Here is an 18,484-nt window from a genome sequence, read left to right as displayed (position 1 = left end):
GATCATTCTGGCACCTGCCAGTGTTCGCCCGGGCAAGCGCCGTTGCTCAGGCAATAGCGGCCACCTTCGACGTCGTTCAGGCGCCGGGCGGCGTCCAGCAGTTGCTCGCGATTCAACCCCACGATCCCATCGCAAAGCTGCTGAAGGTAATCCGACGGGCGGCCGGCCAGTTTACCCTGCCAGAGCAGTTCGGCTGCTTGGGCGCAGGACAGGGTGTCGCTGTGGAACTGGGAAGCGAGTATCCGTTGCTGGTCGATCAAGGTCGAATCATCGATCTGTCGGATCAGTTCCGGTAACGCTTCCAGGAACTGTTCCATGTGAGTGATCAGCTCAGCCGCCGAAGCGCTGGGGGATTGAACGCCGAACAGCAGCCCGGTTTGCCCATCGATTTGCCTCAATCCGCTGAACACCGCGTAGCCCAGTTGCAACTCGACCCGCAGGCGCTGGTAAAACGGCGTCTGACACAGCTGGGCCAGTAACCGCCAGGCGGCTTCGTCGGACAACGCCTGGGTGGGCGTCGGACAAAACAGCAATACGGCCTCCTCGTCGCCCTGGGTTGGCAAGCTGCGCCAGAGGAGCTGCGCCAAACGCGGCGTCGGTTCGACAGGTTGGCCGGCAATGCCGGGTACCCGAGCCAGAGCGGGGCCCATGGCGCTTTGGGTCGTTTCAGAAAGGCCGATGGCCAAGCCGTCCCACTCGGCGGTGGCCCACAGGCTTTGGTCGCTGTGGGGCTGCGGCACAGTTTCTGATCGAGAGGACAGTCGGCACTGATCCGTCAACGCCCTCAACAAATGTCGAATCGGCATCAACGGCGCTTCGTCTACAGCATTGGGTAGCGGTTCTCCCAACTTTGTCAAAACGTGTTCAAGCACCAGCGGCATCGGTGCCTGCAAACCGACCAGCTTCAGCAGGATCTGGTTGCCGGAGGTTTCCACGGTGGCGTCCACACCGGCGTGCCGGGCCTCCTCTCGCAACGCCTGCAGGTGCCGTTCCAACCTGGATTGAAGAGCGTGTGGCGCTTGAGCCGCCAGCCGCCAGCGCAGGTACACCGCGCCTTCACGGGGGTTATCCGCCAGTGCCTGGCTGAACTGCATGGGCGAGCGTTCGCGCCGTCCCCGGGAGCGGTCCTGGGCGAAGGTCCGCAAACCGCGGTGGGCGCTGGTCTGGCCGCGTATCAGGCCGGCACGGGGTGGCTCGGCGGCTGTTTGCAGGAACGGATTGGGCGCGGGCAGTTGCCATGCTTCGGTGGTGTGAGCCGCCGGTTGCAACTGCCTGAGGATTTCCCTGAGCCTCAAGAGGTCGTTCTCCGACAGAGGGGCGTCCCGCCCTTCACTGTCCGAGCGGGCCAGTTGCAGCGCCGATCCGGTCTCTTGCCGGCAATGGAGCTGGGCGGTCAACTCCTTGCGCAAGGACGCCCAATCATCCTGGGCGGTAAAAAAACCCAACCAGTCATGCAGCAATGGCTGTATTTCATTGCGCCGTTGAGGCTCGTCGAGCTTGAGTTCGATGTGCAGCAACGCCTGCCCGGCAAATTCATACAACGGCGTGGCCTTGAGGCTGTCAGCCAGACCACGTTGGCGCAAGGTAGCAAGCAGGCCGCCCGGTTTGCCGGTGTTCAGCCAGGTGCAGAGAAAATCCAAGGCCTGGGGCGAAGCGCTGGGCAGGTCTTCGAAGGCGAACAGTAGATCGAAGCAACGGTCGTTGACCTGTTGATAACTTGTTTCGGACGACTCCATCAGGCTCGGTGGCGACTGCCGGGCAGCCATGTCGCCGGCGGGCAAGTCGTTGCCGAAGGATTCTGCCAGTGCGTTCAACTCACCGAGGCTTTGCGGGCCAGCCAGGCTCAGGGTCATTTGGCCGCTGTGATAGAACCGCCGATAAAAATCCTGCAGTGCCGTCTGGAACTCAGGCTGCGACACGGCCAGGCTGTCGCGGTTGCCCGCGTGAAAACCCCGTAGCGGATGGAGCGTCGAGAGGTCTTCGAGCAGGGCAACCTGGCGCTGGGCCGCCGCGTCCTGGGACCAGGCGATGAACTCCGCCTGCAACACTTCCCGTTCCCGCAACTGGTCGGCTTCGTCGAGGCTCGGATGGGCAAGCATGTCCTGTAACCGGTCCAGTCCGCCGGCGAAGGCGGCCGGCGGCAGCTCGATGAAAAAGTCCGTGGTGCGTTCGCTGGTACGCGCATTGACCTGGCCGCCATGCCGCTGCACGTAGGCCATCAAATGTTCTCCCGTGGGAAAACGCTCAGTACCGAGGAAGAAAAGGTGCTCGAGAAAGTGCGCCATGCCCGGCCAGGCCAGCGGCGCATCATGGCTGCCGGCGGCCACCCGCAGCACTGCCGCGCTGCGCTTGAGACCGGATGCATGACGCAATGTCACCCTCAGCCCGTTGGCCAGGGTTTCAGTAGAGGGGCGAAGGGAATCGGGGACCGGCATGAGCGCTTCCAAGGCAGAGATGCGCTCATGCTAGCGGATTGGAGCACGTTCTCAATCAGTGCTTGTGCAAGTCGTCGTAAAGCTTGGGGCGACGATCATGCAGGTAGTTGTAGGCGGCGCGGGAGTGGTCCATCAATTGACGGTCCAGTTCACCCACGATCAGTGCCTCATCCAGCCCCGCAAGGGCGGGACGGCTGCCATCCGGCGCGGCAATGCTGCTCTGGCCGCAATACTGCAATTCACCTTCATGACCGCAGTAATTGGCGTAGGCCACGAAACACTGGTTCTCGATCGCCCGGGCGCGCACCGTAACGTCGGCGATGAACCCGTAGGGCTGCATGTTGGCGGTCGGCACCAGGATCAGTTCGGCGCCGGCCAAGGCCAGGCGTCGGGCGTTTTCCGGGAACTCCAGGTCATAGCAGATCAGGAAACCGAGCTTCCAGCCGTTGAGGTTCACGATCGGCAGTGAATCATCGCCTGCGCTGAACATCGCATGATCCAGGTCACCGAACAGATGGCTCTTGCGGTAGTTGGCCAGGCGTTCGCCCTGGGCGTCGATCAGTTGTACCGAATTGTAGATCTGCCCGTCCTCGCTGCGCTCAGGGTAGCCATAAAGAATCGCCAGGCCGGACGCCTTGGCAATGCGGCCGATCTGCTGCGCCCATTCGCCGTTGTAGACCTCGGCCAATACATTCACCGCATCGACACCGATGTTGTAGCCGGTCATGAACATCTCCGGCAGGACCAGCACATCGGCGCCCCTGGCCTCCAGCGCCACCTGATGCAGGCGCTGCAGGTTGGCGACCGGATCCAGTGGCAGCGGTGGGCATTGATAAAGGGCTACACGCATCGACAACTCCTTTTATTCGGGCCGTTTCATTCAGGCAGTGCGATCGGACCGATCTCATTGAATACATCACCTGGACCCGGGTTCTCGGCGTGAGTTTCACCGCCGAAGTGCTTCATGATTCCCCACACGGCATTGAGTGAGGTCTGTACCGCGCCTTCAACCCAGGCGGGTGTCCATGAGACGTCGTCGCCGGCGATAAAGATCCCGCGTTGTTCATCCGGCATGTCGTCTTGCATGAAATGCGCGTACATGCGCTGGTTGTAGCGATAGTGACCCGGCAGGGCGCCCTTGAAAGCACCGAGGAAATGCGGATCGGCTTCCCAGGAAACGGTGATCGGATCGCCGATGATCCGAGCGGCGATATCCACTTTGGGGTAGATCTTCTTCAGGGCATCGAGGGCCAGCTTCACGCGCTTTTCCACCGGATGGGGCAGCATTTTCAGCGCATCGCTCATCCAGGAGTACGACAGGCAGATCACGCCCGGTTTGTCGTCGCCGTTGTCGAACAGGTAGGTGCCGCGGGTCAGGCGGTCGGTGAGGGTCATGCTCATCAGGTCGCGGCCGGTTTCCGGGTCCTTGTCCTTCCAGAACGGGCGGTCGACCATGACAAACGTCTTCGATGATTGCATGTAGCGGGTGCGGTCCAGGGCCATCCACATCTTTTGTGAGAACAGCGGCTCTTCACATTCGATCTGGGTGGTCAGCAGCCAGCTCTGGCAGGTGACCAGCACCGCGGCGTATTCACGGGTGTCGCCCCAGACGTCCGTCACGCTGAACCGGCCATCGTCGGCGCGAGCGATGCGTTTCACACCGCTGCGGGGCGCGCCCAGGTGCAGCGAACTCAGGCTGGTGCCCTTCGGCCAATGTGCGCAGCGCTCCGGCACGTGTTTCCAGATGCCGTGGGGCACCTGCTCCACGCCGCCGACCACCAGATGCTGATGATCGTCGCAGTTGGTCATCACCACACGGAAGATTTCCAGCATCGAGTTGGGGAAGTCCGAATCCCAGCCACCGGTACCGAAGCCGACCTGGCCGAAGACTTCACGGTGCTGGAACGAGAGCTTGGCGAATGCCTTGGAGGTGGCGACGAAGTCGTAGAAGGTGCGGTCGTCCCATAGTGGCACCAAAGTGTTCCACAGTTCCTTGAGGCGCGGCACGTCACGGTCGCGAATCGCCTGCTGGATCTCGCCGAAGCGCGAGCCGTCCTCCAGCGCATCGGCCCAGGCGTCGGCCACTTCCTGGAACAACGCAGGAAGATCCGCCAGCTTCTGTGCGTAGTAGGTCTGGCCTTCCAGATCGATGACGGTGCTGCCCGAGGCGGGGGTCAACGGGTTGGGAAACGGCTTGGTTTCCAACCCCAGCTTGTCGACGTAGTGATAGAACGCCGTGGACGATACCGGAAAGCGCATGCCGCCCAGTTCGGCGACCACCCCTTCGGCGCCATTGAACGCTTGCGAGCGCAGCCGCCCGCCCATTTTCGACGCCTCATAGACCACCGGCTTGAGGCCCAGCTTCATCAACTCGTACGCCGCCACCAGACCAGAGATCCCGGCTCCGACGATCGCCACTTCCGCGCCGAGGTTGTCAGCCGGAATACTGCCCAGGCCGGCCGGGTGCTCGATCCAGTCGTCAAAGGCGAAAGGAAAATCCGGCCCGAAAATGGTGATGGGCTTCTTGCCGTCTGCTGGATGGCGATTGTGCTTGTTCATGGCTGACCTTGATGGGCGACCCGACGCTGGCTCGCGTCTGAGTATAGGAAAGATGCCAGCCATTCTAGAGAGCGTGAAACACGTTAATAAGACGCAATGTGTCGTCGTTTTGGTTTGTAAGGGGTCATTATGATGTGTGCGAAAAACATAATGACGAAATGCAACCCTTGTGGGAGCGAGCCTGCTCGCGATAGCGGTTTGTCTGTCGACGAAGTGCTCGACCCGGCCGAAGCTATCGCGAGCAGGCTCGCTCCCACATCAGTTCGGGGTAAACAGCCCTAGACCGGCTGCCCCCGATCAATCTTGCTGCTGAGAATGATCGAGGTGGTGGTCTTCTCCACGCCATCCACGCTGCCGATCTGGTCCAGCAACTGATCAAGCTGTTCCGGCGAATCCGTGCGCAGCCAGGCCACATAATCGAACTCGCCACTGACCGCGCACAATTGCTGGACCTGGGCCATGGCGCTCAGGCGTCGCAGCACGTCCTTGCCAGAGCGCGGCTGGACCTTGATGCCGACGTAGGCCTGCAGGCCGCCATCGACCACCCGCTGTCCAAGGCGCACACCATAGCCGGTAATCACTTTGGTTTTTTCCAGCCGGGCCAGCCGTGAGGTCACGGTTGTCCGGGCAATGCCCAGTTGCCGAGCCAGCATGGCGACGCTTTCCCGGGCATTGATTTGCAGGGCGGCGATCAGTTGACGGTCGATTTCGTCGAGAACGGGAGGGCGGGTGTCAGGCACGGTGGGCTCCGGCGCGGGCATCGGTGGTGGGCATGTTACAGGCTCTTGGGCTCGAAATAGCTGATGGCAGGTAACGCCAATGCTCGCCAGTGGGGCGCCAGATGCGTTTGCGAAGCACTGAGCCAGAAACCGTCCTGGCAGATCAGTTGTTCAGTGGGTAATTGCAGCAGAAGGGCCAGTGGCAATGAGTGTATTGAACCTGGGTCCTCATCGTCCTCCGCTTCCCAATCCCGTTCAAAACAACGGATGTGTACCTGCTGGTCGTCAAAACCTTCAAATAGCGGACGGTTGCCCAGCCATTGCGAATGCACCCGTAGCGTGTGCGCTTGAACGTCGAGTAGCAGCAACTGCCAGCCGCGATAACTCCCACAAAGCTCTGTCACATCGGTAGCCATGCGGGTCAGCGCGAGATAGCGGCCGTCCGGCGACCAGATCATCGAGGGCGCAAGGTCAGTCAACGCACAGCCGGAGGCGGTCAACAAGTAGCCCCCGAGCCGCGGCGTATTCGCACGGACCCAGCTATCGGCATATTCCGTGTCGCTGCCGAACAACCAGGCGGCATCTCGTTGCTCGGGTGAGGGCTGGATGAAGTCGCCCTCGGCAATGGCCGCTTGCGGACAATCCACCCGGCGCCAAGGGGTAACGCTGCATAACTGTGAGTCGCTCACCCGTAGCTCCACGGTGTTGTAGAACAGCCGGGAGTGTTCGTCGGCATGAAAGAATGACGGATCGCTACCGACCTTCGGTGCAGGGACATTGAAGCGTTGCAGCGCGCTGCCGTTCAGGTCTTGATCCAGACGGCCGCCGATCGTCGCCAGACTCAGCAAGCCATTGCGGAAATCGAGCAGGCGGGCCACCCACATCGGAGGGCCCTCCAACAGGCACTTCTCCTGCACATCGACAACCGCTGCGTGGGTTGCGACTGTCATTGCGTCTGCAAATGGCAGCAACGCCAGATAACGTCCGCAGTCGGAGACCCGATGATCCAGTAACCAACGTCCTGGCAGTTGCCACTCACCGATCTGGCAGCGATAAGCGCCCAGCCCTTCGCTGTTGTCGCAAAGCCAGATCAGCTGAGCGCAGACGCCGCCCGACATCGGCTGCGTCTCTATGAACGACTCACCGCGCCGGCCCTGGCTGCCCAACGGCATCGCAATGCTCATCCGGGTCAACTGAAACTCGGCAACCTGCACCCGACCCTGGGCGTCATGGCCTGCCTGGATTTCGGTATCGCTGTGGATGCTGTCGAGGCGATAGCCATACCGGCCGAGAGACGGACGCGGGTAGTCGAGGTACGACCCGATATGTACGTGGTGCTTGTTGAGGCCCACCACGTCATACCAATAAAAAGAGGGTTCGGCATCGCTATTCACCCAAGGCGAAGGCAGTGCGCGCCAGCCCTGGTCAACCTGCCATAACCAGTAGCGGTCGCCGCTTGGATGCCCGGTTTGTTCCTGAGCCCGACACACCAACGCGCGGTGATCGGTACCCCACACCAATGCGGTATCAGCGGCCATCAACAAGCCAGACGGCTGCCCATTGACGCTGATGGCATAGCGTGGTGAACGCAGCGGTTCCAAGGGCTGAGGCAGATCGCGAAAAGTGGGGGGCAATACAACGTTGCCCACCAGGCATTGTTGCCCGTCAGCGGAGCGCCGCTCGAAGGTGTGCGCAATATCATCCGGATACCAGCCCGGTTCCAGCCAAAGATCGGCAACGGGTACCAGATCGGCGGCGCTGGCGGTTTGCAACAGCTCATCGATCCGGGTCGTACGAACGCTGTTGTCGACCAATGGGCTATAACGACCGTTCAAGCTATCAAGGTCCAGCGTGTCCAGTTCCCAGGATTCACTGTTGTCGCAGCGGTAGATCCGGCGCTGCTGACGGTCCAGAACGACCAGCCCCCAGCTCTGCCGGGACGGCACCGGCGCGGCGAAATAACGTCCGTCGCTGGAGAACACCGCCGAAGCGCCAAGGCCTTGCAGGAGTACGCCATCGGGAAACAGGTAGTCGCAATAGGTCGGGCCGCCCATTGCGATTTCGCCATGGTTGAACGTCCGTATCGGCTCACCCTCCGGAGTCAGTTGCGGCTCGGATCCGCCCCAGGCACTTGGCCCTTTGACAGGGTCCGATACCAGGCCAAGACGTCGCTCCCATTTGCTGACACAGGCGAGCCCGCCGATGATGGCGACGATTGCCACCAGGATACCCCACCACTCGGGCAGCGCCCTGCCCAGGCTGAAACCCAGGCCAAACACGGCGCCGATCATCAACCGGGCACAGCCCCGACCCACGGATAGAAAGCCCAGCCGCGCCGCGATGCCCATCAACAGGCCGAAGAACAGCACCGTCAGTAGTGCCAGCGGGGGTGGCATGACCGTGACGAAAAAGGCCGGCACCAGCAGGATGGCGAGTTGCCAGAAAAGCTCAAGGAACAGTCGGGGGAGGGTGGGGGTGGCGATGATGAGCGTCTCGGTGAGGGGGGCTGGGTAACAGGCATGGACAAAGTGAGGCGGCCACCCTCTCAAAAACAGGAAAGCCGTGCAATGCGTGCTTATACGCGCATGTGCTTTCTAATCTTGAAGAAAATTGTTTTGCCTTACTTGAAAAGTTCTGTATACGTTACATCGACATCACATTGTTATGTATACGGAACATGGATTATTCTCTCATCACGGTTCGGCTTGGCGAGCAGCTTAAGCAACGTCGTCTCAATCGTGGGCTGACACAAGCCAGGCTGGCGGGGTTAGCTGGTATTACCCGGCAGAAAGTCATCACAATCGAGAAGGGTGACCTCTCGGTGGGCATGGCTGCTTATGCACGGGTTGTGGCAGCCCTGGACTGCGAACTTTCGGTAATTCCTGCATCCATGCCCACGCTGGATGAAATCCAAGGAGTGTTTGACTGATGGTTGCCTCATTGCAGGTCACGACGCCAGAAGGCGACAGCGGAAAGATCCTCAGCAGTGCTGGGCACTATCTTTTTCGCTACCGTGAGGATGCGGCAGCACAGGCGGCGATCAGCTTGTTGATGCCAGTACGTCTGGATGAGTACCGTCATCGGGACCTGCACCCAATCTTCCAGATGAATTTGCCGGAGGGTTACGTCCTGGAGCAGTTGCGTAATCGCTTGGCTAAAGTGGCAAACGTCGATCCCATGTTGCTGCTGGCCTTGTCTGGCAGCAGCTCGCCTATCGGGCGTGTAGCAATCACCTCTGCGAACGTTGATGCACTCCTGCGACGTCAAGAGTTTCCCGGAGAAAAGCTGGAGGAAATCCTGGCTTGGGATGGTGCGGAGGACATCTTCGTCGATTTGGTCGATCGCTACATCTTGCGTGCTGGGATATCGGGTGTGCAGCCAAAAGTCCTGGTTCCAGAGCGTCAGACTAGCGCCACACAGCGTTTCACCTCGAAGACCTCTGATCTGATCATCAAAAGCGGTCGTGATGAATTTCCCGGATTGGCCATCAACGAATTCCTGTGCATGTCCGTGGCCAGAGAAGCGGGAATTCCTGTTCCAGAGTTTTACCTTTCCGATAATGCCAAACTGTTTGTCATGCGCCGCTTTGACCGGGACGAACAGCTCAATCCCGTGGGTTTTGAGGATATGGCAGTACTGATGGGGCTTCCTGCCGAGCAAAAATATAGCAAGAGCTATTCGGCTATCGCCAAGGCTATACGCCTGTTCTGCCCTTCGAAGCATATAGAGGATTCACTGGCGCAACTATTTGCCATCGTAACCTTGAGCTGTATCGTTGGTAATGGTGACGCCCATCTGAAAAACTTCGGGCTGTTGTACTCCGAGCCAACCCAGCGCGACGCACGCTTGGCTCCGGCCTACGATATCGTTAATACGACGGCGTACATTCCTGCGGACGTTTTGGCACTTGATCTGGTTGGAAACAAGTCCTTATTTGCTTCCCGACAAGGCGTGCTGGACTTCGCTCAGGTATGTGGCATCGCCGAGCCGGAAACGATAATCCGCAATCAATTACAGGCATTGGAGCGTGTGCTGGCTCGCTCGACTGAGCTTTGTGAGCAGGCGCCTGATGTGGTGGCTGCGATCCGCCGTTGTGCTGAGCCTTTTATGAAAACCTTTGGCTGATTTCTGTGTATGGGCTGAATCCGCTGTTTTTGCAGGCATGAAAAAACCGCGCAATGCGCGGCTTTCAAGTTGGTGGGCCCACACGGACTCGAACCATTATGTGGTATATAAAGTTTCCGTTTGTGTACTGTCCGTCCGGTCATGTCCCTGGTCAACTGCCCGTGAATTATAGTGATTGCTTCCGGTTGACGATCATGTAGCTACGGTTGATTAAATACAACCCTGGTGTTGTATTTGGATGGCTCGTCACAATGCGCTCACCTCTCGTGTGCTAGGGAACATCTAAATCACCGTGCAGCGCTCACCTCAGACGAGCTCATTGCGGAAAATCCCTGAAGCCTCATCGGAGCTCGTGGTCGCCGGTCTGCTCAGCGGCAATTTCGGGCGGAAGCGGCGATGAGCGACATGCACCATCGCTTCATTGACGGCTGCAGGACTTTCCGAATTGCACCGTAATTTCACTGAAATTGTCATTATCCAGGCGCACCTTTCTGCTCCTATCCTTTTAATCTCAATGCTAAATGTTACCAATTTGGAGGAGAAAAGCGGTGTACACCGCTCCTGCGTTGCCGACCAGCTACGAAGGGCTGATAGACCAAGAAACGGCGACCCTCCTATGTCCGCGCTTTGTATTATCATTGCGCCAGCACCGAATCGCCGAATGGATAATTTATGAAAATTGACGCAATGATGCGGGATATACGCGTTATCTCCCTGGATCAAATTAAGCTCGACCAGGAGAACGTGCGATTCGGCAACGATGTCGCCCAGAATCAGCGGGAAGCGATCAAGCTGATGCTCTCCAATCCGGAGGAGGCTAAGAAAATTCTTCGCCTAGCCGAACATATTGTTGAGAACGGTCTCGACCCTACAGAGCTGCAGCTTGTAACACCGGACGAAGACGGCAACTTTATAGTCCTTGAAGGGAATCGCCGGCTGACAGCCCTTAAGCTCCTTCAGCGTCCCGACCTTTGTCCCGCAGATCGCGGCTATAAAGGCTTTCTAAAAGCCCATCATAGTTTGACGGATGGGGTGCCTGAAAGCCTGCAATGCAGCGTAGTGCCTACCCGCGCTGACGGGGATGTATGGATTGAGCTGAAGCATACGGGCGAGAATCGGGGGGCAGGACGGGTTGGCTGGGACAGTGACATTCGAGACGAACGCCGGGCACGCCAGACTGGCATTGAATCTATTGGTCGCCAGATCAGAAACCTGATCGTCGACAACCAGCACATCTTCACGAACAAGGCGGCTCTGGACGTCTTCGAGATCGACGTAACGACCCTTACGCGGATCTTCTCGTCTACGCTCGGGCAGAACACCTTCCGGTTAAAAGTCGAAAATAAGACCCTGACACCACAGCTGCCACTCGATCAGATTGCGCCCGCGCTGGAGTTCATGCTCGATATGTTTGTATCCCATGGATACAACGTGAACGACGTGCGTAAGTATGAGAACCAGGTAGTTACCCTTGGGCATATTCCACCTGAAATACTTCCCGACAGTTTGGCTGAAGCCGCAAAGGTAAAGGTCAGACCGGCTCAGCCGGACACGACGAATGGTGGGGGCACAGGGGGCGGTCACAGCGCTGGCGGCAACGGTGACTCTGACGATGAAAAAGGTACTAACGCGCAGCCAGGTGGTGGCAACGGCACTCGACCAGGTGTAGCTAGTGGCCCTCAATCGGGCGGGACTAAGCCGGGCAAGCCGGACGGCACCGAAAATATAAAACCTGAACCTCCAGCTTCTCCGGGAATTCGCGCAAAACCACAAGCACGAGCGAGGAAATATTTGACCCCTTGGTCGCTGAAGATTTCCAACTCGCGTATCAACGCAATATATAACGAGCTGAGAGCAGTCCTGCGAGTTGATGAGTGCCCTAACGCAGTTGCAATAACTTTTCGCGTGTTTATTGAAACAACTTGCGATGAATACGCGAGAATGCAGAAGGACGCAGGTAAAACAGTTTTGCGTTGGGACACTAACAATGAACTTCGCGGTGGAGGAAGCGGTGACAAGTTGGTCATGAAGGTTCAGTCGGTGGTTAAACATCTGGAAGCCGAAAAGAAAATAGCGGCCCCAGCGGCAAAGGCCATTTTCAAGCGTGCCAGCTCCTATGACCAGCCAGGATCGGTTGATCACTTCAACCTGTTCGTGCACGGGACTCATAGCGCCCCCCTACCATCCGAGCTGAAGGACATTGCGGAAGAATACCAGCCTATGCTTGAAGCCATCTGGCGCTAAGCATTGGAAAATGCCCTAGCATGTGTTCTCATGGACAGCTTGACGAGCTGGGATAAGATTCATGGGCGCTTCTAGGGTATTTTCTACACCGCTACGCTACCCTGGTGGCAAGGGAAAATTTGCTCACTTCATAAAGCAAGTGTTTGAAGTGAATGGCTTACATGACGGTCATTATGCAGAACCCTATGCAGGCGGAGCTGGTGTTGCTCTGGAACTCATGTTCCACGAGTATGCCTCAGTTATACATATCAATGATCTAGATCCGGCTATCTACGCGTTCTGGCATTCGGTAGTCCATCATACAGATGATATCAGCAAGGCTATCGTTGACACGCCTGTCACCATGGAAAACTGGCATAGATTTAAGGCCATACTTGATAATCCAGAAGATTGTTCAGTTGTGGATCTTGCCATGGCTACCTTCTTCCTCAATCGCACTAATCGCTCGGGCATCTTGAAAGCCGGCGTTATTGGTGGGAAAGAGCAAGCAGGAAAGTGGAAGTTGGATGTTCGCTTCAATAAGCCTGAACTTATTAAGCGTATAGAATTAATTGGAAAGTATAAGAATCGAATCAAAATCTACAATGAAGATGCTCTTGGCTTCATCAATAATATAACCCCAGCTCTTCCAAAGAAATCCCTCACCTATCTCGATCCTCCCTATTACATCAAGGGCTCTGGTCTCTATCGCAACTTCTACGTGCACGACGATCACGTACAGATCGCTAACGCGCTGGGCAGTATCGACAAGCCTTGGATCGTTTCATACGATAACGTGAGCGAGATAAAAAATATCTACACCAATTATCGCCAGGACGAATATTTCTTGAGCTATACCGCTCAACAAAAAAAGAAAGGTTCTGAAGTTATGATCTATGGGCCAACTATTTTAGCGCCTGAGAGTGGCTTGAACCGGAAGGTATCGTAGACCAAGTCGCCTATACCTTCGAGATGCCTTTTAGCGCTGATGCCACATCAGTTTTCCACGCGGACGACGACCGACCTTTAAATACTTGGGTCATAGGAAAGTCAGCACGGGACATGCGACCCACTACTCTGATCCTTAAGATGCCAGGCACGGTTTCACCTCATCCCCAATCGCCCTCACAAGACCAACTCCTAGCAGCAATCTGAAGTGTGCTGGCAAGAAGCCACTAATCCCGTGACACTACGCAAAAGCTGGGGCACGATTAGCTCGCCCAAGCACCATCATGCTCGCCTACCAGGCGGGGCCTTTGGATGCACGGAGCGCTCAATTCCACATCAGCTGTATCACGCAAATGGAGTTCACATGGCTGTAATACTGAAACGCTCAAACCTTCAAACCGATGTCTATACCTACACTTGGACTCGAGATGAAGGCGACTCGCCTTATGCAGGTATTAAAGATCGTCAGCAGGTAGACAAGGACGAAGGCTACGAAGTCCTTTATTTCTTGGAGCAGCTTATGAACAAGCACGGCAAAGAGAAGCTTGTACATGTCCATGCTGCCGAAAATGCACTTCATAGCGATGATCTGAGCAAGGTTACCGACCGGGCAGAACTCACCGAACAGGTCGAAGAAATTCTGGGCTGGTAAACAGAAGCTGCCTCGCCATCAGCGGGGCATCCTGCCCACGACCGGCAGAAGCACCACCACTAAGGCGTTGGCGCAAAACCGGACTCAAGAGTAACCCTCCATCTCAGGGCTCCGAGCAGTAAACAATGGGCACAAAAAAACCGCCTTTGAGGGGCGGTTTCTTTGAACATTTTACTTTCACAGGAGACGGTATTAGCCGTGTCGCCGAGGTGGAGTCCTGCACTCTTAGCTCGACCATGTGGGTAAATTATATAGAAAAGGTGCCACGCGTGTCAACCAGATTGACAGGACTTCAATTTAACGTTGCTCGACTCAGGCGCGATCCAACTCTCGCTGAACCTCAAGGCCTTCATCATAGTCCAGCTCCCACTCTGATGCCCAACGTTTTGCGAGGTTGCCCGCTGTGGTGACCGCGTCCAGGGCAGCTATGGACGCCTCCAGCTCCCGATTGAGGCGGTCAACATCCTGCTGGAGCTGATCAGCTTTGATCTGCTCCTGAAGGAACTGGTGGTAGGGGACATAGTTGGTAGCACCCACAGCGTGCAGCAGAGCCTCTTTGAAAAGCTTCTCTTCGCTCCGCGCCAGCTTAACCGTGTAGCGCACGTTGCGAATGGGGATGCTCGTTCCGTAGCTCAATGGAGGCAAAAGACGCTGAATAGAAACGGATTCTGTTCTGCCGCACAGGACATAGCTGGACTTGCCACTAAATTTATAGCGCGGCATTTTATCCAGCGTGGCCTGAGATATCTGGAAGATCGATTTGTCATCCGGCGATGGAGTGACGGATGTCACAGGAGCAACCTGAACAAGGTTTGGCGACACAACCTTCACCACTACAGCCAATCGACGCTTGTACATCTCACCAGCAAGAAGCGTGTCGCAGTAACGCTTATTAGTCTTTGTGCTCGCGTCAGTCCGCCCTGTGTGCTGGACAAAGCCATAATCGACCTCAACCAATGTTCCAGGCCATAGCAGTCTCTTCAGCGTCTGGTTTTTGTCCTTCTTGAGCGTCTGGTAAAGGAAAACCTCGCTGGAAACGTCTACCGGCCTGATAAAAATCGTAAAAATAGCCGGTGCTACCCCGTTCGCGGGCGTACTGGTTACCGATACCAATTCCCAACGATGGTGCTGGGAGGTAGAAAAGCACTTAGTGACGAAGATCGGGGGGGCCTTCTTACCTGGGCGCGGGGTGGGTAGGCCGGGGATGAGTGCTTCGCGAATATCTTCGTAGGATTCAGTTCCCAGCAGGTTAGGCACTTCACGGCCTGATGCTGGGTCGATCACAGTTTCAAAATAGCGAACGATGATCGTCTGCATTGAACATCCTGTAGGCACGTCAAAATCGTATTTTGACGTGTTGGATGGGCAAGTGGAAGCCTGACAAAGGTTCCTGGCTCAGTAGTTCGATGGCGACTTACATTGAATCCGCTAGGGGCTTGACCCAGTTGGGGTACGGCTGTCGTGAACCAAACCCCGACTGCGCTGGGTTTTGGCCCTGCGGGCTTCCATCCTCAAGCCTTCGGCCCATCCTAGGGCCTGCGCGCTCCGCTTGCGCTGGAGGTACATTTCAAACGATGAATAAGTCACTCCTTCAGTCTCGTAAAACGTAAGGCGCAACAGTCATCGCACCTTTCGAAGTTAAGACCTTGTACATGTAGCAAGCCGAGCCAGGGCAAAGCCCCCTGAACTGCTCCGTTTGAGAAATCAGAGGTGGCGCTGAGCCTCGTTGATTTACTGCATAGCCCTGTTGTTCAAAAAAGCCTGGTGCAGTTGTTGTCAGCAAATGAAATCGAGCGATTCCCTGCTCGGCAGCTATTGCTTCAATGACTCGAAGCACTTCAGCCCCAACCCCTTTCGATCTGTACGCCGGTTCTACGACCATGGAGCGCAGCAATCCATCTGTCCCATGCGTTTCAAACCCTCCCCATCCAACAGTCTCACCATCCCGTGTGAACTCAAAAAAGGTTCGGCCTGGAAGATCAATATCGTCTGCTGGAAGGTCAGCAAATTTCAGCGCATCGCGAAATCGCTGCGACTGCCCTCCAGCTATTTCCGTTGCCTGGATCATCATATCCCCCTCCATCCTCTCATCTCCGTTATGCCGACACGCATGGAACGTTAGGGCACATGCCGAAACAGCAGACATCATATTCGCTTTACCGAATATTCGCCAAAGCGTATATTCGATTTTCCATATACATCGAGTTCCACCATGAGCCCTGCTATCAAAGTGCTTTTCGTGTGCGTTGCCAACTCAGCCCGCTCCCTGCTTGCAGAGGCTTTGCTGCGGCACACCGACCCGCGCTTCGGCCTTCAGCGCAGGATCTGAACCGTCAGAGGTTGATCCGCGCACGACTCAAGCATTGGAGGCAGTTGGAGTCGATGCTACGGGCCTGCACAGCAAGTCCATCAGCGAGTTTCAAGCTGATCGATTCGATTACGTAATCACTCTTTGTGATAAATCCGCAAGCGAGTGCCTACCAATGCCCAGTGCAGGTGAAGTCATTGCCTGGGATTTTCCTGACCCAGTAGCTAGCGATGATCCTGGCGCATTTCGCCACACGCTCCACGACATCCACGAGCGCATCAAGCTCTTCGTTTTGGTCAAGACCAAACACCTGGAGGATCTATGACAGAACCCATGAACCCCACCACCTTATTCAAGTGCCTAGCGGATGACACCCGAGCAAAAATTTCGCTGCTTGTCGTGAGTGAAGGTGAGCTGTGTGTATGCGAGCTGACGGCAGCACTTGACCTGAGTCAGCCGAAGATTTCTCGTCATTTGGCGCTGCTGCGCTCCGCCGGTTTGCTGTTGGATCGTCGCCAAGGCCAATGGGTGTATTACCGACTGAATCCTGATTTGCCCGAGTGGGTGACGGCAGTTTTGAAGGAAGTGGTAGACGCCAATCAGCAATGGCTGGAAACCGAGGCTAAGCGCCTCTGCGGCATGAACGACCGTCCGATCAACCAAGCCGTGTGTAGCTGATTCACGCCCAACCGGATTAATGAAATGCTGATTGCCGTATTGATCTTTATTGCCACCATCGTCCTTGTCATCTGGCAACCCAAGGGGCTTGGGGTTGGCTGGAGTGCGATATTCGGTGCCATCGTGGCGTTGCTGGCAGGTGTCGTTACGCTCGCAGACATACCGGAGGTATGGCGCATAGTCTGGAACGCTACCGGAACGTTCATCGCGGTCATTATCATTAGTCTGTTGCTTGATGAGGCAGGCCTTTTCAAATGGGCTGCGCTGCATGTGGCCCGATGGGGAGGCGGGAGCACCCGCAAGCTGTTCGCATTTATCGTCCTGCTGGGCGCAGCGGTGTCTGCCCTGTTCGCTAATGACGGAGCAGCATTGATCCTCACACCCATTGTGATCGCGATGTTGCTGGCGCTGCGTTTTTCTCCTGCTGCTACGTTGGCATTCGTTATGGCAGCCGGTTTTATCGCCGATACGGCGAGCTTACCGCTGGTGGTTTCCAACCTGGTCAACATCGTTTCTGCCGACTACTTCGATATCGGCTTCAACGAATATGCTTCGATCATGGTGCCGGTAAACATCGTCAGCGTGGCGGCGACATTAGTCATGTTGCTGTGGTTTTTCCGCAAAGATTTACCAAAGACCTATGACCTCAACCAACTGGACAATCCGGACGAGGCAATCCACGACCGGGCGACTTTTGTAGCCGGTTGGTGGGTGCTGGCACTACTGCTGATCGGCTTCTTTGTCATTGAGCCATTGGGGGTGCCAATCAGCGCCATTGCAGCGGTCTGTGCATTCATTCTTTACGTCATCGCGGCTCGTGGTCACGCCATCAACACAAGCAAGGTGCTCAAAGAGGCGCCATGGCAGGTGGTGATTTTTTCTTTGGGTATGTATCTGGTTGTTTATGGCCTGAAGAACGCCGGCCTGACCGACCACATCGCGCAGATCCTGAACGTGTTCGCCGGTTATGGCGTTTGGGGCGCGTCCCTTGGTACAGGGCTGCTAACAGCGTTGCTGTCTTCGATCATGAACAACATGCCCACCGTTCTGGTAGGCGCCTTATCCATTCATGCCGCCGAAGTCGATGGTGTAGTCCAGCAAGCGATGATTTACGCCAACATCATCGGCTGCGACTTGGGCCCGAAGATCACCCCAATTGGGAGCTTGGCAACTCTGTTGTGGCTGCACGTGCTCGCACGGAAAAACATAACGATCAGCTGGGGTTACTACTTCAAGACCGGGATCGTGCTGACCGTGCCGATCCTCGTCGCCACATTGTCCGCCCTGGCACTGCGCCTCAGTTTCTGAATCAAGGAATCGCCTGATGAAAGTCTTGTTCATGTGCACCCACAACAGCTGCCGCAGCATTCTGTCCGAGGCGCTTTTCAACCACTTGGCGCCCGAGGGTGTAGAAGCGATCAGCTCAGGAAGCTTTCCCAGTGGCCGGGTGAATCAACGGGCATTGCAAACGCTGGAGGCGGCGGGTATCTCCACGGCGGGCTTGAGCAGCAAGGCTTCGGATGCTTTTGAAGGCTCACCTCCAGACATCGTGATCACTGTCTGTGACCGGGCAGCGGGTGAGGCATGCCCTATCTTCTTCGGCCCAGCCTTAAAGGCGCATTGGGGGCTGGCTGATCCGTCCGTCGCGACCGGGTCGGAAGCAGACATTAGCGCAGCGTTCGAAACCACACTGGCCAAAATTCACGAGCGCGTGAGCGCATTTCTTGCGCTGCCACTGAAGACCATCAGCGCTGAACAGTTGAAAGCTGAACTGAATCGCATCGGTTCGCTTTAAAGATCAACCGAGGCGGTGCCCAACCTGGCGCCGCCGTAGGAG

At 56.7% G+C, this 18,484-nt stretch carries 15 protein-coding genes and 1 pseudogene; 9 read left to right on the top strand and 7 right to left on the bottom strand.

Annotated features, from left to right (window positions below; genetic code table 11):
• Positions 1-2 precede the first annotated feature (2 nt).
• The 5 genes from pqqF to LOY67_RS25595 form a co-directional block, all read right to left on the bottom strand.
• On the bottom strand, positions 3-2,435 hold the full coding sequence (gene pqqF, locus LOY67_RS25615; protein ID WP_265064950.1) for a pyrroloquinoline quinone biosynthesis protein PqqF: 2,433 nt from the start codon (positions 2,433-2,435) through the stop codon (positions 3-5).
• A 55-nt stretch (positions 2,436-2,490) separates the two neighbouring features.
• Positions 2,491-3,285 carry a carbon-nitrogen hydrolase family protein gene (locus LOY67_RS25610; RefSeq protein WP_265064949.1) on the bottom strand — a complete coding sequence of 265 codons (795 nt, stop codon included), beginning with the start codon at positions 3,283-3,285 and terminating at the stop codon, positions 2,491-2,493.
• A 26-nt stretch (positions 3,286-3,311) separates the two neighbouring features.
• Positions 3,312-4,994, bottom strand: coding sequence for a flavin monoamine oxidase family protein (locus LOY67_RS25605; RefSeq protein ID WP_265064948.1), 1,683 nt, complete (start codon positions 4,992-4,994; stop codon positions 3,312-3,314).
• 278 nt (positions 4,995-5,272) lie between these two features.
• The gene (locus LOY67_RS25600) at positions 5,273-5,734 is read right to left on the bottom strand and encodes an Lrp/AsnC family transcriptional regulator (protein WP_041023959.1); all 462 of its coding nucleotides are present in this window, start codon (positions 5,732-5,734) and stop codon (positions 5,273-5,275) included.
• A gap of 35 nt (positions 5,735-5,769) precedes the next feature.
• Positions 5,770-8,109: a hypothetical protein gene (locus LOY67_RS25595; RefSeq protein ID WP_265064947.1), complete on the bottom strand. Its 2,340-nt coding sequence runs from the start codon at positions 8,107-8,109 to the stop codon at positions 5,770-5,772.
• Between the two features lie 281 nt (positions 8,110-8,390).
• On the opposite strand from LOY67_RS25595, the gene LOY67_RS25590 reads away from it, so the two are divergent.
• The 5 genes from LOY67_RS25590 to LOY67_RS25570 all read left to right on the top strand — a co-directional run bounded on the left by LOY67_RS25590 (position 8,391) and on the right by LOY67_RS25570 (position 13,661).
• Complete coding sequence (locus LOY67_RS25590; protein WP_265064946.1) at positions 8,391-8,642, top strand: helix-turn-helix transcriptional regulator; 252 nt, start codon at positions 8,391-8,393, stop codon at positions 8,640-8,642.
• Entirely contained in the window at positions 8,642-9,838 is a 1,197-nt protein-coding gene (locus tag LOY67_RS25585; RefSeq protein ID WP_265064945.1) for a type II toxin-antitoxin system HipA family toxin, read from the top strand. The genes LOY67_RS25590 and LOY67_RS25585 overlap by 1 nt, the downstream gene beginning before the upstream one ends.
• A gap of 672 nt (positions 9,839-10,510) precedes the next feature.
• Complete coding sequence (locus LOY67_RS25580) at positions 10,511-12,082, top strand: hypothetical protein (RefSeq protein ID WP_197986527.1); 1,572 nt, start codon at positions 10,511-10,513, stop codon at positions 12,080-12,082.
• A 61-nt stretch (positions 12,083-12,143) separates the two neighbouring features.
• Complete coding sequence (locus LOY67_RS25575; RefSeq protein WP_265064944.1) at positions 12,144-13,010, top strand: DNA adenine methylase; 867 nt, start codon at positions 12,144-12,146, stop codon at positions 13,008-13,010.
• 363 nt (positions 13,011-13,373) lie between these two features.
• A complete protein-coding gene (locus LOY67_RS25570; protein WP_192062253.1) occupies positions 13,374-13,661 on the top strand; it encodes a hypothetical protein in 288 nt (95 codons plus the stop codon).
• A 312-nt stretch (positions 13,662-13,973) separates the two neighbouring features.
• On the opposite strand, the gene LOY67_RS25565 is transcribed toward LOY67_RS25570, so the two are convergent.
• Positions 13,974-14,978: a hypothetical protein gene (locus LOY67_RS25565; RefSeq protein ID WP_265064943.1), complete on the bottom strand. Its 1,005-nt coding sequence runs from the start codon at positions 14,976-14,978 to the stop codon at positions 13,974-13,976.
• Positions 14,979-15,252: 274 nt separating this feature from the next.
• The gene (arsN2, locus tag LOY67_RS25560) at positions 15,253-15,732 is read right to left on the bottom strand and encodes an arsenic resistance N-acetyltransferase ArsN2 (RefSeq protein WP_265064942.1); all 480 of its coding nucleotides are present in this window, start codon (positions 15,730-15,732) and stop codon (positions 15,253-15,255) included.
• 141 nt (positions 15,733-15,873) lie between these two features.
• Between arsN2 and LOY67_RS25555 the strand changes: the two are divergent.
• The 4 genes and pseudogenes from LOY67_RS25555 to LOY67_RS25540 all read left to right on the top strand — a co-directional run bounded on the left by LOY67_RS25555 (position 15,874) and on the right by LOY67_RS25540 (position 18,442).
• Positions 15,874-16,294 (top strand): annotated as a pseudogene (locus tag LOY67_RS25555) (arsenate reductase ArsC).
• On the top strand, positions 16,291-16,647 hold the full coding sequence (locus LOY67_RS25550) for a metalloregulator ArsR/SmtB family transcription factor (protein WP_074848706.1): 357 nt from the start codon (positions 16,291-16,293) through the stop codon (positions 16,645-16,647). The pseudogene LOY67_RS25555 and the gene LOY67_RS25550 overlap by 4 nt, the downstream one beginning before the upstream one ends.
• Before the next feature lie 24 nt (positions 16,648-16,671).
• Positions 16,672-17,955 (top strand): arsenic transporter, encoded by a 1,284-nt coding sequence (locus LOY67_RS25545; RefSeq protein ID WP_265064941.1) that lies wholly within the window; start codon positions 16,672-16,674, stop codon positions 17,953-17,955.
• Between the two features lie 16 nt (positions 17,956-17,971).
• Positions 17,972-18,442, top strand: a complete 471-nt coding sequence (locus LOY67_RS25540) for an arsenate reductase ArsC (protein ID WP_265064940.1) — start codon at positions 17,972-17,974, stop codon at positions 18,440-18,442.
• The last annotated feature ends 42 nt before the right edge of the window (positions 18,443-18,484 follow it).

It is taken from the genome of Pseudomonas sp. B21-056, assembly GCF_026016325.1.
Taxonomy (GTDB): Bacteria; Pseudomonadota; Gammaproteobacteria; order Pseudomonadales; family Pseudomonadaceae; genus Aquipseudomonas.
The sequence above is the reverse complement of the archived record's forward strand: the minus strand, read 5'-3'. Positions and strand labels throughout refer to the sequence as shown.